Below are 14800 nucleotides of genomic sequence, written 5' to 3'. Positions count from 1 at the left end.
AAAGATGAACTTTGAAACGATTATTGGTCTTGAAGTACACGTTGAGCTTAAGACAAAATCTAAAATTTTCTCAGCAAGTCCAAACGCATTTGGTGCGGCTCCAAATGCTAACACAAGTGTAATTGACTTAGGTTATCCTGGCGTATTACCTGTGTTAAACAAAGAAGCAGTTGATTTTGCAATGAAAGCAGCGCTTGCGCTAAACTGTGAAATCGCAACAGATACAAAGTTTGACCGTAAAAACTATTTCTATCCGGATAACCCAAAAGCTTATCAAATCTCTCAATTTGATAAACCAATTGGCGAGAACGGTTGGATTGAAGTAGAAGTTAAAGGTGAAACGAAGCGTATTCGTATCAACCGACTTCATTTAGAAGAAGATGCTGGTAAGCTAACGCATACAGGCGATGGCTATTCACTAGTAGACTTTAACCGTCAAGGTACACCTCTGATTGAGATTGTATCAGAAGCAGATATGCGTTCTCCTGAAGAAGCATATGCTTATTTAGAAAAATTAAAATCAATTATTCAATATACAGGCGTATCTGATTGTAAAATGGAAGAAGGTTCACTTCGCTGTGATGCCAATATTTCTTTACGTCCAGTTGGACAAGAAGAGTTCGGTACAAAAGCTGAGTTAAAGAACTTAAACTCATTTAACTATGTGCGCCGCGGTCTTGAACACGAAGAAATTCGTCAAGAAAAAGTGTTATTGTCTGGTGGCTTAATCGAGCAGGAAACACGCCGTTTTGACGAGTCTACGGGCGAAACCATTCTGATGCGTGTAAAAGAAGGGTCTGACGACTACCGCTACTTCCCAGAGCCTGACTTATTAGAATTACACATCGACGAAGAATGGAAAGAACGTGTTCGTGCTTCGATTCCTGAACTTCCAGATGCTCGTAAAAAGCGCTATGTAGAAGAGCTTGGCTTACCTGCTTATGATGCAATGGTATTAACGCTAACAAAAGAAATGTCTGATTTCTTTGAAGCAACACTTGCTGCAGGCGGAGACGCGAAGCTATCTTCTAACTGGTTAATGGGTGAAGTTTCTGCTTACTTAAACTCAAACCAAAAAGAACTTTCAGATGTAGCTTTAACACCTGAAGGCCTAGCTGGTATGATTCGATTAATTCAAGAAGGTACGATTTCGTCTAAAATTGCGAAAAAAGTATTCAAAGAATTAATTGAAAATGGCGGAGATGCAAAGAAAATTGTAAAAGAAAAAGGTCTTGTACAAATTTCTGATGATGCAACTTTACGCAAATTCGTAACAGATGCATTAGATGCAAACCCTCAATCTATTGAAGATTTCAAAAACGGTAAGGATCGTGCCATTGGCTTCTTAGTTGGTCAAATTATGAAAGCTTCAAAAGGCCAAGCGAACCCACCGATGGTTAATAAAATTCTTTTAGAAGAAATTAATAAACGCTAAATTTGATAACTAAATGTGAGGTGGGTTTCCATCTCACATTTATTATGAGTAAGGGCGATCGCGCTGAAGGTATGAATAAAAACGGAAACGTGAATATTGTATATCAAGGTTAATTTCTTTATAATATGTTTGTTCATGCCCCCTCTTGTTGATGATGTAATGTGAGGGGGCATTCTTTCACTGATAAAAGTAGGCAAAGATTTGTGACAAATTATCATTATTAGGATGATGAATATGAAAAGAGCGAGAATTATTTATAACCCGACATCGGGCCGTGAAATTTTTAAGAAAAACTTACCGGAAGTTTTGCAAAAGCTAGAGCAAGCAGGCTATGAAACCTCTTGTCATGCTACAACTTGCGCTGGTGATGCAACAGAAGCTGCTAAAGTAGCAGTAGAACGTCGCTTTGACGTTGTAATTGCAGCTGGTGGAGACGGTACCATCAATGAAGTCGTAAACGGTATCGCTGGACAAGACTACCGTCCGCAGCTAGGTATTATTCCTGTTGGAACAACCAATGACTTTGCTCGTGCCATTAATGTGCCGCGTACGATTGAAGGCGCTATTGATGTCATTGTAGAAGGCGTAACAAAGCCAATTGACTTGGGCTGTGTAACAAACGATGGAGAAACGCATTACTTTGTAAATATCGCCGGAGGCGGCCGTTTAACTGAATTAACATATGAAGTGCCAAGCAAGTTAAAAACAATGCTTGGACAGCTAGCTTACTATTTAAAAGGCATGGAAATGCTTCCTTCTATTAAACCAACATCTGTTGAAATTGAGTATGACGGAAAATTCTTTGGCGGCGAGATTATGTTCTTCCTTGTTTCCTTAACGAACTCAGTCGGCGGTTTTGAAAAGCTGGCGCCAGATTCCTCTTTAGATGACGGGATGTTTGATTTAATTATTTTAAAGAAAGCAAATTTAGCTGAATTTATTCGAATTGCGACACTTGCGCTGCGAGGGGAACACATCAATGATCCTCATATTATTTATACAAAAGCGAACCGTGTTAAAATTCATACAAATGATAAAATGCAGTTAAATCTAGATGGCGAGTACGGCGGATTATTGCCTGGGGAATTTGTAAACTTATATCGCCATGTAGAAATCTTTGTTCCAAAAGCAACAGCTGAATTGATGGAAAAAAATGAGATCGCCTAATTGCGATCTTTTTTCATGCTTTTCTTTGTTTGGCTTTGGCTCTTATGGTACAATCAGTTCAGCATTTTCAAATGACTAAAAGGATGTAACGATAAATGGAAAAATTAAAACCACCTGTAGAAAAAAATGAATATATAGATGTTGCGTTTGAAGATTTAACGCATGACGGAGCGGGTGTAGCCAAAGTGAACGGATTTCCTATTTTCGTTCAAAATGCGCTGCCCGGCGAAAGCGGCCAAGTAAAAGTCATTAAAGTAAAAAAAGGCTATGCGTTTGGCAAGCTTATCAAGCACCATACAATTAGTGAACAGCGTGTTGAAGCACCCTGTCCGGTCTACAAGCAGTGCGGAGGCTGTCAGCTGCAGCATGTAAGCTATGAAGGACAGCTGCAATTTAAGCAAAAGCAAGTAAAAGACGTCATGGCGCGAATTGGCCATTTACCTGACGTTCCGGTACATTCGACGCTAGGAATGAAAGATCCTTGGCGCTATCGAAACAAAGCTCAAGTTCCCGTAGCAGAACGAGAAGGCGGTTTGGTCGCTGGGTTTTACCAGCAGCGAAGCCACGACATCATTAACATGGATGCCTGTTTGATTCAGCAGCAGGCAAATGATGATGTTGTTCAAGCTGTCAAATCAATCTGTGAAAAGCATGGCGTTTCTGCTTATCAAGAACAAAAACATAAAGGCTCGCTTCGTCATATCGTGGCGCGCTACGGACTTGTAACGGGTGAAATCATGGTTGTCATTGTGACTCGTACAGCTGAGCTGCCAAACAAAAAGCGTATTATAGAAGACATTATCGAAGCCGTGCCGAACGTGAAATCAATTGTTCAAAACGTAAACAGCAAGCGCACAAACGTCATTTTAGGGAACCAAACGAACGTACTTTGGGGAGAAGAATATATTTACGATTATATCGGCGACGTTAAATTTGCCATTTCAGCAAAATCATTCTACCAAGTAAACCCTAAGCAAACGAAAGTGCTTTATGACAAAGCGCTTGAGTATGCAGATTTAACAGGAGAAGAAACGGTAATTGACGCCTACTGTGGAATCGGAACAATCTCGTTATTTCTCGCTCAAAAAGCGAAAAAAGTATATGGCGTTGAAATCGTGCCTGAAGCGATTGAAGATGCAAAGCGCAACGCTGAGCTAAACGGTATTCACAATGCTGAATTTGAAGTAGGCGAAGCAGAAGTCGTCATTCCAAACTGGTACAAACAAGGCATCAAAGCGGACGTCATCGTCGTAGATCCGCCGCGAAAAGGATGCGATGAAGCTCTATTGAATACCATCATTGACATGAAGCCAAAAAAAGTTGTCTATGTTTCATGCGGACCAGCAACTCTCGCACGTGACCTAGCTATTTTAGAAAAAGGCGGATATGAGACGGTTAAAGTTCAGCCTGTTGATATGTTTCCGCATACGACGCATGTGGAGAATGTGGCGGTATTAAAATTAAAATAACTCTTCATTAAAGCTGCTATCTTAGTAAAGGTAGGAGCTTTTTTGCTTAAATAAGTACGAAAAAAGTAAAGTCCGAATTTCTATATTAAAAGCATTAACTGCTTATATGTCCGTTTTATTTGGCCTTTTGTCCATCCCACCAACACAGCAAATTTCTGAATATACTTTTTTTAAGGTTTTCAATATTTTAGGAATTATAATAAAGAAGCAATAAATGAAAACATTATATTTGTGGTAAGAGGTGAAGGGACATCATGTATAGAGCAATTGCTATTATAGCAGGTTCTGTGTTAATTGGATTTGCATACAATTGGTTTTTAATCCCCCATAAAGTGCTAAGCAGCGGCATTAGCGGTATTGCTATGATTATAGGGATTTTAACGCCTGCAAGCACGGGAACAATGAATTTTTTGTTGAATTTACCCCTTTTAATTATTGGTTTTATGAAGTTAGGAAAGCGGTTTGTTTTACATACCCTGCTGTCCGTTGTGGCTTTATCAATTGCTTTATACGTGATTCCCTTGAGAGCTGTTAGTACAGATCCTATTCTGTCAGCTGTTTTTGGAGGAGTTTTAACTGGAATTGGCGTAGGATTTGTTTTTCGTCATTCAGCTTCGACAGGTGGATTTGATATTATTGCGATGCTTCTTACGCATAAAAAAGAATTTCCACTTGGCGCTATATTATCAGCGATGAATGCCGTGGTTGTATTTGTTTCAGGTTTTTTTGTGAATTGGGACGCGGCTTTATATACGATGCTTTCGATTTTCGTCACAGGAAAAGTAGTGGATGCGATTCATACTCGCCATATTAAGCTCACGTTAACCATTATTACGAGAAAAGGCGAAGAAATGAAGCAGCAGCTTCTTACGAATTTGGTGCGCGGCGTGACGTTAATGAACGGTGAAGGAGCTTATTCAAGAGAAGACCGTAAAATATTAATGACGGTAATCTCACGCTATGAGCTTGCAAACCTCAAGCAGTTAATTCAATCCGTGGATCCTGAGGCTTTCGTAAATATTACGGAAACGGTAGAAGTAATGGGGCTGTTTCGACGGGATGCCTATTAATATATTTGTTATTTCAGCGCCGATTTATGATGAATAGCCATTTTTATAGTATAAAAGTTATAAAAAAAGCCTTAAGAGTAGTTCTTGAGGCTTTTTTTGCGTAAAATATGAGTAAGAAAATATCGTGTATGAAAAGTATAAAAAAGGGAATTTGATAGAGTACATAAAATATTGACATCAAAAAGGAGAGACTATATGACGGTAGAATATCAGTTAACGAAAAAGAAATATTACGAAACGTTTATGCAAGAAAATGAAAATCAGCCGCCTGTAAAAGTCCTTGGACAAGCTTATTACGAAGAGCAGCAAAAAGAGTGGTACGACTTATCGCTCATTCGCTTAGCTCAGGGAGAAGTGTACTTCCATAATCAAGATTTTGAGTCCGCGATTTTTAAGTGGGAGAATGTAAATGGCGAGTTTAAGCTGTGGGCGAAGAAAAATACAGCCGACGCACATTATGAATTGGGGTTGTCTACGCTTGCTGAAGAGCTTTACCTATCCATCGAAACGGATTCAAAAGTATTAAAAGCTGAAATAGCGCTAAAGCTGTTTTCGCTGTATACGGACCATAACAATATTGAACGAGCTTATGAAGTCATTAACGAGCTGGTTGCTTCTCAGCCGGATTATCCAAACGTCACGGCGATTGCACGCAGATTTTATGAAGAGCAAGAAGACTTTAACAGCGCAGTAGAGCTTGCGGTAGATGAGTGTATTCGAACGGAATCGTTAAATTGGTTTGCGGTATTAAAGACTTACGTAGATAAAGGATATACAGCAAATTTTATCCCTAACTATTTTTATCAAGTGATGATTTCATTTTACAAAGTGGACCAAGTATATTTCAAACAGCTTGTCTCAGCTTTATGGAAACAATATAAGAGTCAGCCTCCTTATCTTGCTTGGATTAAAACCATCAATGATATTTTCTTGAATATTGAAGTGGGTCTCTACGATTATTGGCAAGAGATTTCAACTCTTTATCAAGAGACGTACACTGACTTAATGGAAAGTGATCATTCTGTAAAGGAATTGCATGAAGTCATTCCGAACGTATTAACAAACTGGCTTAAAATTACTAATAAGTCACGTGCGTTATTTCCGTCTGCGGCCGTGCTTTCATGGAATGAAAAGTTTCCGTCAACTATTGATACCATTACAATCGAAAATGCAGGCAGATTAATTTTTGAGGCGCGTAACGACATTGATGGTCTTGAATATCACTACAAGCTTTGCCATGGCATTATTAAATGGGCTAATGAAAATGGTTTAGAAGTGGGGCATACTTTTAAATGGTGGGTAGACTTTTTATTAGATGCTCATACGACACACTTATTAATTACAGGAACAAATGCTGCAACGTCTTCATTTGTGGGATCGATTACAGAAGAAAGGGTACCGCAAAATCACGAAACAACCTTTGTGTTCATTCATGATGAGGAAGAATCTATCCAGCAAATCGCTGATCAAGAAATCACTCCGATGGAAACGATTGACGGAGCGGAGCAATCTCCTCACAAGGCGCTTGTAGAAGTGAAAAAACCTTTTGCGTTCCTTGATAAGCATAATTGTTCATGCATTGTTACGCCAAGCTTTACAGAACAAGAGGCGCGTGAGCAGGATGCATTTAAATATGCGCCTTTAGCAGATGGTTTACTGTTTGTGCTTGATGCAAAAGAATCGCTGCTTGATGAAGAAAGAGAATTATTGCTTGAGATTAAAGAGCATGCGCCAAATACGCCAGTTCATTTTGTCATCAACAATATGGACAGTCTTTATAATCAAGAAACGATTGAGCGAATCACAAAAGAATTTGAAGCAAGCATTGGAGCTGATTTCCCGCAGGCGCATGTATTAGCCTATACGCCTCACTACGTATCGAGTCAGCACCACGGAGACTTGGCCCAGTTTATTAAAGCTAATTTCTATTACGATCCAAACAACGTTGGAGTAGAAGAGCGTGCGCGCAGACTGCTGTTCTTCATTCAAAGCATGTTAAAGAACTTAGTGGAGAAGAGAAATCAAACAGAAAATCATTTGATTGAAAGCATTAAATGGAACGAAGATATGCTTGTGCGATTAAATGGCTTCTTGCATCGAGTGGATGACTTAGAACAAGAAAAAGCGAGTAGTATTGTTTCGGCTTATCACGGCATCAAAGAGGATATTAGCAAAAAGTTAAAAAATAAAATTCCTCGTTTACTCAAAAAGTCTTCAGAATTAGTGAAGGAAGACAGTGATTTTAGCACGGTTCATATTGAGCTGAATAAACAAATGAATATGCGCGTGGAAGAGCACTTGCAGCAAGATGTACTACCTAAGTTCCGTATTTCTTTAAAGGACTGGATTGCTACATCAAATGAAGAGCTGATTGCGAGTCAAGTAGATATTGAAGAAGTAGCAGAGTCATTAAATAAGATGTACAATGAGCAAAAATTAACGTTAGCCTGCGATTTTAAAGTGCTGGATGACTGGCGCCGCGACGTTAATCGTATGGCTAATCGGGTTCAGCTGGATGAAGAAAATATTTTACTTCGCGTTAATCCAACGCAGCTCTTGTTAAAAGGAGCAGGAAAGCTGTTTTCTTCCATTCTTCAAAATCAAACGCTGCTTTATAATCAATATAAAAAGTACATTGAAAGTCAAGACTATCAAGATATCACAGAATCTATGCTGGCAAAGTTTTTTATGCAATTTAATTTATTTGAGAAAAATTTAGAAGTTGATATTGAACTATTCTTTGAAAAGCCAAAAGAGGTTTTAAAAGAAACGATTGAAGAAACACAGGCGCATATTAATGAAAATCAAGACGTTTTAAGTCATATGAAAGCCAATCCTGAAGCTTACTATGATCCGTTAACATTATTCCAGCTTCGCTTGCGTCAGTATGAGTTAATGGTTAAAGCTACAGAAGAAGTACACTATAACGTATAAAAGGTGGAGCAGGATGTATTTAACGATAAAAGAAGCAGCAGAGTATCTATCTTTTCCTGAAGAATATGTACAGAAATTGATTCAAGAAGGAAAAGTACGGGCTATATTTGATGGTGAAAACTACTTATTAAATAAAGAGCAGTTTAACACCCATTTAGAGCAAATGGAAAAGTACAAAAAACAAATTGAAGAATACTTAAATGAGCCTATCCCTGAAGATATGGATGTAAAAGATGAAGATTGAAGGCAGAAGCAGAAAACAGATGTTTTCTGCTTTTTTCTTTTGGAATGAAAGTGTTAAAAAAGGTAAGATATGAAAGAAATGTCGAAAAAAGTTGGAATTTCGTTAAAGATGTAGTCTTTTTAGATGCTTTTTTTATATAATGAAAGTATGCTAAACAAAAAGGAGAAGGCCTATGCAACGATCAAGACAGTTAAGGCTGATTTTATTGCTTGCCCTGATTGTTGTCGCTTCGTTTTTAATTATTATTATTTCGAAAACACAAGGGATTATAAGTCAGCAAACGACAAAAAAAGTAGAAAACACAAGCGTTGCAATTCTCACCTCTGATGTACTGACAGATCAAAGCTGGGGCAGTCTAGCTTATAAAGGAAAAATCAACATCGAGCAGCAGTACCCTGTTTCGGGTCAAGTTATTAGCGAAGTAAATACGAACCAAAAAATGAAGGAAGCTGCTGAAAAAGTTATTCAAAATGGAACAAAAGTCGTAATTGGACATGGAAGAGAATTTTCTACCGTTTTTACAGAACTCGCTCCTAAGTATCCTCATGTTCATTTCGTCACCATTCACGGTACTTCAACTTATAAAAACCAAACGGTATATACATTTGATCAAACCAAAATAGAGTATCTGGCAGGTACGGCAGCTGTCATGAAGACACGAACGAAAAAAATTGGATTAATTGATACATTTGCCAAAGAAAAGAATCTAGGGTTTGAACAAGGAATCAAAGCGTATAATCCATCGATTGCTTTTTATTATCGAGTTGTAAACAGCCGAGACGATGGAGCAAAAGCAGTAAAGCTGCTCCGTGAGTTAAAAGATGAAGGCGTCGATATCGTCTATGCTAAAGGAAATTCGTATAATCAAGAAGTTATTCAAGAAGCGAAAGTACAAGGAATGTACGTAATAGGATATTTAGATGATCAGGCGTACATGGGTAGGTCTGTTATTTTAACAAGTGTGATCAATGATGTTCCTCAAGCTTACAACGTGATTATGAAAGACTATTTCAGTAAAAAGGGTCTTCCAATTGGAGAAGTCAAACTTGACGCCAGAGACGGTGTTTATAAACTAGCGCCTTTTGGACCGATGTACAGTAAACGGGAAAAACAAATTTTATATTCGAAAGTTAGAATGTCTACACAGCCGAAGTAACTATGAAAAAGAAAGAGATGATTATGAATCAATTATTTCGCAACATGTCATTCCGTAGCCAAATATTAACGATTCTTCTTTTGATTACATTCATGTTAAGCGGGTTCTCTTTAGTTTTAGTGCATGCCGTTGATAAAATGAATCATGTAAGCAACGAAATTAAAGATGAAGATGTTCCTGAAATGGTGTGGCTTTCTTATTGGGAAGAGCAGCTGAACATAAAAGAATACATTGTGAAAAATAATCTAAAGAACCCCACTGTCTCTTTGATAGAAGAATATCAATCATATGATACACGAGTTATCGAAAATAATGAAAGATATAAGCAGCCTGTGCCAAAATCGTTGATTCCACTGAAAGAAAAAATTGAGCTGCTGGATTTTAAGATCTCTAATAACGTGCAAGGACTGCTGAAGTATGGAGATATAGAGGGAGCAAAAGAGTATCTTAAGGGAAATTATTTGCCGGATTTGCATCAGATAAAAAAAGATATTAATAGTTCAAAAGAGGAGACGGTTGATTCACTCGATACACTATCAGATACACTGTCTGTCATTATTAAGGATTCATTAATTTTATTATTAATTTTAACAGTAAGTGCTATTTTGGCTTCTCTCTATGCTTCATATCGCATGAGTGCGAGTCTTACGAAACCAATTGAACAAATGATTGAAAAAGTGAATGACATTGCAGACGGAGAATACGGTCTTGTTCTTCAAGACACAAAGCAAATTGAGCTGAAGCAGCTTTCGGCTTCTATCAATCAAATGTCGGTTAGTTTAGAAGATTCATTTTGGAAAATCATTAAAGATAAAGCGTATCGCCAGCAGATCTTAAATTCACTGCCTGTTGGAATTATTACAATGGAAGATGAGACAAATAGTATATTTGCCAATACCTCAGCAAAGCAGTTTTTAGATCTCGATGAAAAGGATATTTGCGGGTACATGGAGGAATGTCCTGAATATAATACTGAATTTTGGAGAATGTTGAATTCCGGAGAAATTCACGAAAATAAAAAAGTATTATTTGGAACAAAAAAGACGTGCTATTGCTTTTTAGCCTCTCAAACGCAGCTGTTTAACGAGAAGAACGAGAGCATTGGAAGGATTTTTTATTTCATTGATATATCGGATACCGAAGAATTAGAAAAGCGAATGCATCAGTCTGAGAAACTTGCTCTGGTGGGAGAAGTGGCAGCCGGAGCTGCTCATGAGATTCGTAATCCTCTTGCCGTGATTCATGGATTTATATCTCTTATGAATCAGTCTCTTTCTGATGAGGAGAAAAAGCGTTTTTACCTGCCTCTGCTTATGAAAGAGCTAGAGAGGATTAATTACATCATTGAAGAAATGCTGTTGTTATCAAAACCAGGGACTCCGGTGATGAAAAAAGTCAGCATGCAGGAGATTATTAATGAGCTATTGCCTTTGATTACTCACTCAAGCAAATTCACAGAAAAAGATAAGCTTATCTTCGATGTGAAACTGCAGCCGTATATATTAAAGGTAGATGAAAAACAAATCAAACAAGTTCTTCATAATTTAATTCGAAACAGTATGGAAGCCATGGATGGAGAAGGAGTCATTACAATCTACTCGCAGGTTCATGAAGATAGCTACTGTCTATACATTGAAGATACTGGAAAAGGCATTCCTTTGCATATGCAGCATTCTCTGTACCAGCCGTTTTCCACTTCAAAAGATAGCGGAACAGGTCTTGGTCTGCCCATTGCTCAGCGTATTCTAGAAAGCCACGGAGGACAGATTAAATTATTATCTACTTCTTCCCGCGGCACAGTTTTTGTTATTAAATTTCCTCTACATTAAGAAAACAGCCTCAAAAGGGCTGTTTTTTTAATGTGCTGTTAAAATAAGAGGACCGTTTTTCGTAATCGCAAGCGTATGTTCAAATTGAGCGGATAATTTACCGTCTGTTGTACGAGCCGTCCAACCGTTTTTATCCATTTTAGAATGCCATGTACCAGCGTTTACCATTGGCTCAATTGTAATCACCATACCTTCTTTTAAACGTGTACCTTTGCCAGCTTTTCCGTAGTGAAGAATGGTAGGCGCTTCGTGCATGGTATTTCCAATTCCGTGTCCTGTGAAGTCGCGTACCACAGAGAATTTTTCGCCTTCTACATAGCTTTGAATAGCGTGGCCAATGTCACCTGTGCGATTTCCTGGCTGTGCTTGCTCGATTCCTCTTAAAAGCGCTTCGTATGTAACATCTACTAGACGCTGCGCTTCGTCTGAAATGTCTCCAACGGTATGAGTCCATGCGGAATCTGCTAAGCCTCCGTTTAAATTTACAACCATATCAATGGTTACGATATCACCGTCTTTTAACGGTTTAGTTGTTGGAAAACCGTGGCAAATTTCATCATTTAAAGAAGCGCACGTTGCATATTGATATCCTTTGTATCCTTTTTGTTCCGGCGTTGCTCCGTGCTTTGCTAAGTACTCTTCAACAAATTTATCAATTTGCATTGTTGTTATGCCTGGTTTGATCATTTTAGCGATTTCTTTATGACAAGAAGCTAATAATTTACCTGCTTCGTGCATTAAATTAATTTCGCGTTCACTTTTTAATGTGATCATTGTTGTTCACTCCTTTTTTGATGTAACTTTACGAAAAAAGTTGGGCAGCGGTTATAGCCATGAAAGTCGACTATTCATCAGTTCATTTTTCTTTATTTGAAAATCCAAGAAATACAGAAGCCGTCTGCTATGGGGCGATATAAAATCATCCTTAATCATAACGCCCAATGGTAGGGAAATGCAAGATGCAGGCTTAAAAAGGAAGGGTTTGACGATAGGCATGTAGGGAAAACTGATAAATGAACGTTGAATTGGAGCATTCTCTATAACAAATGCGGTATGATATAGTAAAATAAATGAAACAAAACAATTCTTTAGGAGGGGTATAGGAAAATGAGTGAACATGGAAAATTTATTGGATTTGCAGGTACATATACAAAAGCAGGCAGTGAAGGTGTCTATACATTTACGTTAGATACAAAGGCTAAAAAGATTGTAGAAGTAAAAGCCGTGGCTAAAATTGAAAATCCTACATACTTAAATGCAAGCAAAGACAACGAACATCTTTATACAGTTATTAAAGAAGGAGAAAAAGGCGGAGTAGCTGCTTTTAAGATTGATCCAAACACGGGGCAACTAAAGTTTGTAAACAAACAGCTGCTAGACGGCGCGCCTCCTTGCTATGTTTCAGTGAATGAAGATAATACGCTTGTTTTATCTGCTAACTTTCATAAAGGGAGCGTTGAGACGTATTCTGTTAATGAAGAAACAGGGGAAATTGAATATGTAGCATCTGTAGTGGAACATCCTCATTCAGACCTCAAAAAAGGACAAAAAGGAAAACCACACGTACACTATGCCGATTTTACTCCTGGAGAAAAGCACGTGGCTGTTGTGGACTTAGGTATCGATGAAATCGTGACATATGAAGTGGAAGAGAATAAATTGAAGGAACTCAACAGTCTTTCTACATCTGTTGGTTCGGGTCCTAGACATTTAACGTTCCATCCAAATGGCCGCTATGCCTATGCAATGACAGAATTCAGCTCTGAAGTTTTATTTTTAACTTATGACGAAAGCAAAGGAAGCTTTACTCAACAACAAGCTACTTTAGCGATCCCGGCTGATTTTACAGAAAATAATCAAGGGAGTGCGATCCACATTTCTTCAGATGGCCGCTTTGTCTATGCAGGGAACCGCGGACATAACTCGATTGCAACATTCAAAGTAGATCAGGATTCTGGACAGTTAACATTCGTAGAATGGACAGGCACTGAAGGCGACTGGCCGCGCGATTTTGTTTTGGATCCAACGGAACAATTTATTGTAGCGTCTAATCAAGAAACAGGAAACTTGGTACTGTTTGAAAGAGACCAAGAAAGTGGAAAGCTAACGCTTCTTCAATCTAACGTTACGGTTCCAGAAGCTGTGTGCGTAAAGTTCCTCCACTATAAGTAATCGATGTAGAAAGCCAGACCTGATCAAAGAACAATTAGGTCTGGCTTTCTAAACCTAAGCGGCTGTCACTCCCCTTACGGGGTTAGTGTCATCCGTATAGGTGAATCTTTGAGAGAATAGTCAGGTAGTGTGCGTTCCTTAGCATCATTTATAATCTATCTATATATGGAAGAAAAGCCCTTTTGCAGGGCTTTTTTTTCTGGGATTATAGTAGAATGAAGAGAGAACGCATGAAAGGCTGAGGTGATAAGTGTGGAAAATATATGTGAGTATCCAATTGTACAAGCTCCCATGGCAGGAGGAGTTTCGACGCCTAAACTAGCTGCAGCAGTATCTAATAGCGGAGGACTAGGGTTTTTAGCTGCGGGATATAAAAGTGTGCGTGAATTGGAGCAGGAAATTATAGAGATGCACTCACTTACGAAAAAACCTTTTGGAGTGAATCTGTTTGTTCCGACAAATGAAAAAGTAGCAGTTGATGCACTTGATTGTTATCAAAAAGAACTGTCAAAAGCAGCTGAATATTTGGAGTGTCAAGTTGGTATACCAAAGAATGATGATGATGAATGGAGTGCCAAGCTCGACATCATTCAAAAACATCGAGTACCTGCTGTGAGCTTTACATTTGGGTGCCCGGATCGAGAGATTGTAGCAAGTTTAAAAGGAATTGGAAGCCGAGTTTTTGTTACGATTACAACACCTCAAGAAGCCGAAGTGGCTTTGAAAGCAGGAGCGGATGCGCTATGTTTGCAAGGCATTGAAGCCGGCGGCCATCGATCTACTTTTTTAGAGGGTTCGGTGGATTACCCGCTTATGAAGTTGCTGAAAGAAGTTCGCTCAATCACCAAAAAGCCATTGATTGCTGCGGGAGGGTTAATGACGGGGTCTGACATCAAATGTGTGTTACAAGAAGGAGCTTCTGCTGCTCAGTTAGGTACGGCTTTTATTTGTTGTCCCGAAAGCGGAGCGAGTGCTCTTCATAAAGAAAGCATTCTTCAAAAGCGTTTTAATGAAACAGGTGTCACCCGAGCTTTTACAGGGAAACGCGCTAGAGGATTTGTGAATGTCTTTTTTATTTCCTATGATAAATCGGCACCCTCCGCCTACCCTCATATTCATTACATGACAAAGCCTATTCGCTCAAAAGCTACACAAATGAAGAATCCAGAGTACGCTTCTTTGTGGGCAGGAACTGGATTTACGCTGGCAAAAGAACTGCCTGCACATCTTATTGTGGAAGAGCTTGTACAAGAACTAAATGAACGATGAGAATTACGCTGTTGCTTGCTTTAAGTGCAAGCAGCTTTACATAAAGAAGGTGAAC

At 38.6% G+C, this 14800-nt stretch carries 11 protein-coding genes; 10 read left to right on the top strand and 1 reads right to left on the bottom strand.

Annotated features, from left to right (window positions below; translation table 11 throughout):
* Positions 1 to 4 precede the first annotated feature (4 nt).
* The 8 genes from gatB to AC2YJL_RS23405 all read left to right on the top strand — a co-directional run bounded on the left by gatB (position 5) and on the right by AC2YJL_RS23405 (position 11304).
* Positions 5 to 1435, top strand: coding sequence for an Asp-tRNA(Asn)/Glu-tRNA(Gln) amidotransferase subunit GatB (gene gatB / locus AC2YJL_RS23440; protein ID WP_251569025.1), 1431 nt, complete (start codon positions 5 to 7; stop codon positions 1433 to 1435).
* Positions 1436 to 1669: 234 nt separating this feature from the next.
* On the top strand, positions 1670 to 2602 hold the full coding sequence (locus AC2YJL_RS23435) for a diacylglycerol kinase (RefSeq protein ID WP_016762783.1): 933 nt from the start codon (positions 1670 to 1672) through the stop codon (positions 2600 to 2602).
* Between the two features lie 95 nt (positions 2603 to 2697).
* Positions 2698 to 4071: a 23S rRNA (uracil(1939)-C(5))-methyltransferase RlmD gene (gene rlmD / locus AC2YJL_RS23430; RefSeq protein WP_195695575.1), complete on the top strand. Its 1374-nt coding sequence runs from the start codon at positions 2698 to 2700 to the stop codon at positions 4069 to 4071.
* 254 nt (positions 4072 to 4325) lie between these two features.
* The gene (locus tag AC2YJL_RS23425; RefSeq protein ID WP_487374996.1) at positions 4326 to 5141 is read left to right on the top strand and encodes a YitT family protein; all 816 of its coding nucleotides are present in this window, start codon (positions 4326 to 4328) and stop codon (positions 5139 to 5141) included.
* A gap of 195 nt (positions 5142 to 5336) precedes the next feature.
* On the top strand, positions 5337 to 8075 hold the full coding sequence (locus tag AC2YJL_RS23420) for a GTPase domain-containing protein (RefSeq protein WP_251569024.1): 2739 nt from the start codon (positions 5337 to 5339) through the stop codon (positions 8073 to 8075).
* Between the two features lie 13 nt (positions 8076 to 8088).
* Positions 8089 to 8319: a helix-turn-helix domain-containing protein gene (locus AC2YJL_RS23415; protein WP_013055062.1), complete on the top strand. Its 231-nt coding sequence runs from the start codon at positions 8089 to 8091 to the stop codon at positions 8317 to 8319.
* Between the two features lie 172 nt (positions 8320 to 8491).
* Complete coding sequence (locus AC2YJL_RS23410; RefSeq protein WP_251569023.1) at positions 8492 to 9475, top strand: BMP family ABC transporter substrate-binding protein; 984 nt, start codon at positions 8492 to 8494, stop codon at positions 9473 to 9475.
* 23 nt (positions 9476 to 9498) lie between these two features.
* Positions 9499 to 11304, top strand: a complete 1806-nt coding sequence (locus AC2YJL_RS23405) for an ATP-binding protein (protein ID WP_230931674.1) — start codon at positions 9499 to 9501, stop codon at positions 11302 to 11304.
* 27 nt (positions 11305 to 11331) lie between these two features.
* On the opposite strand, the gene map is transcribed toward AC2YJL_RS23405, so the two are convergent.
* Positions 11332 to 12078 carry a type I methionyl aminopeptidase gene (gene map, locus AC2YJL_RS23400; RefSeq protein WP_195695572.1) on the bottom strand — a complete coding sequence of 249 codons (747 nt, stop codon included), beginning with the start codon at positions 12076 to 12078 and terminating at the stop codon, positions 11332 to 11334.
* Between the two features lie 333 nt (positions 12079 to 12411).
* Here map and AC2YJL_RS23395 point away from each other — a divergent pair, with 333 nt between their 5' ends.
* Entirely contained in the window at positions 12412 to 13476 is a 1065-nt protein-coding gene (locus AC2YJL_RS23395; RefSeq protein WP_230931675.1) for a lactonase family protein, read from the top strand.
* 252 nt (positions 13477 to 13728) lie between these two features.
* Positions 13729 to 14745, top strand: coding sequence for a nitronate monooxygenase (locus tag AC2YJL_RS23390; RefSeq protein ID WP_251569022.1), 1017 nt, complete (start codon positions 13729 to 13731; stop codon positions 14743 to 14745).
* The last annotated feature ends 55 nt before the right edge of the window (positions 14746 to 14800 follow it).

It is taken from the genome of Priestia sp. SRI_019 (assembly GCF_057586255.1).
This window is presented reverse-complemented; position numbering and strand designations above follow the sequence as displayed.

Coding starts and splice junctions, on each gene's coding strand:
- gatB (WP_251569025.1), top strand. CDS start 5: ATGAACTTTGAAACGATTATTGGTCTTGAAGTACACGTTGAGCTTAAG.
- AC2YJL_RS23435 (WP_016762783.1), top strand. CDS start 1,670: ATGAAAAGAGCGAGAATTATTTATAACCCGACATCGGGCCGTGAAATT.
- rlmD (WP_195695575.1), top strand. CDS start 2,698: ATGGAAAAATTAAAACCACCTGTAGAAAAAAATGAATATATAGATGTT.
- AC2YJL_RS23425 (WP_487374996.1), top strand. CDS start 4,326: ATGTATAGAGCAATTGCTATTATAGCAGGTTCTGTGTTAATTGGATTT.
- AC2YJL_RS23420 (WP_251569024.1), top strand. CDS start 5,337: ATGACGGTAGAATATCAGTTAACGAAAAAGAAATATTACGAAACGTTT.
- AC2YJL_RS23415 (WP_013055062.1), top strand. CDS start 8,089: ATGTATTTAACGATAAAAGAAGCAGCAGAGTATCTATCTTTTCCTGAA.
- AC2YJL_RS23410 (WP_251569023.1), top strand. CDS start 8,492: ATGCAACGATCAAGACAGTTAAGGCTGATTTTATTGCTTGCCCTGATT.
- AC2YJL_RS23405 (WP_230931674.1), top strand. CDS start 9,499: ATGAATCAATTATTTCGCAACATGTCATTCCGTAGCCAAATATTAACG.
- map (WP_195695572.1), bottom strand. CDS start 12,078: ATGATCACATTAAAAAGTGAACGCGAAATTAATTTAATGCACGAAGCA.
- AC2YJL_RS23395 (WP_230931675.1), top strand. CDS start 12,412: ATGAGTGAACATGGAAAATTTATTGGATTTGCAGGTACATATACAAAA.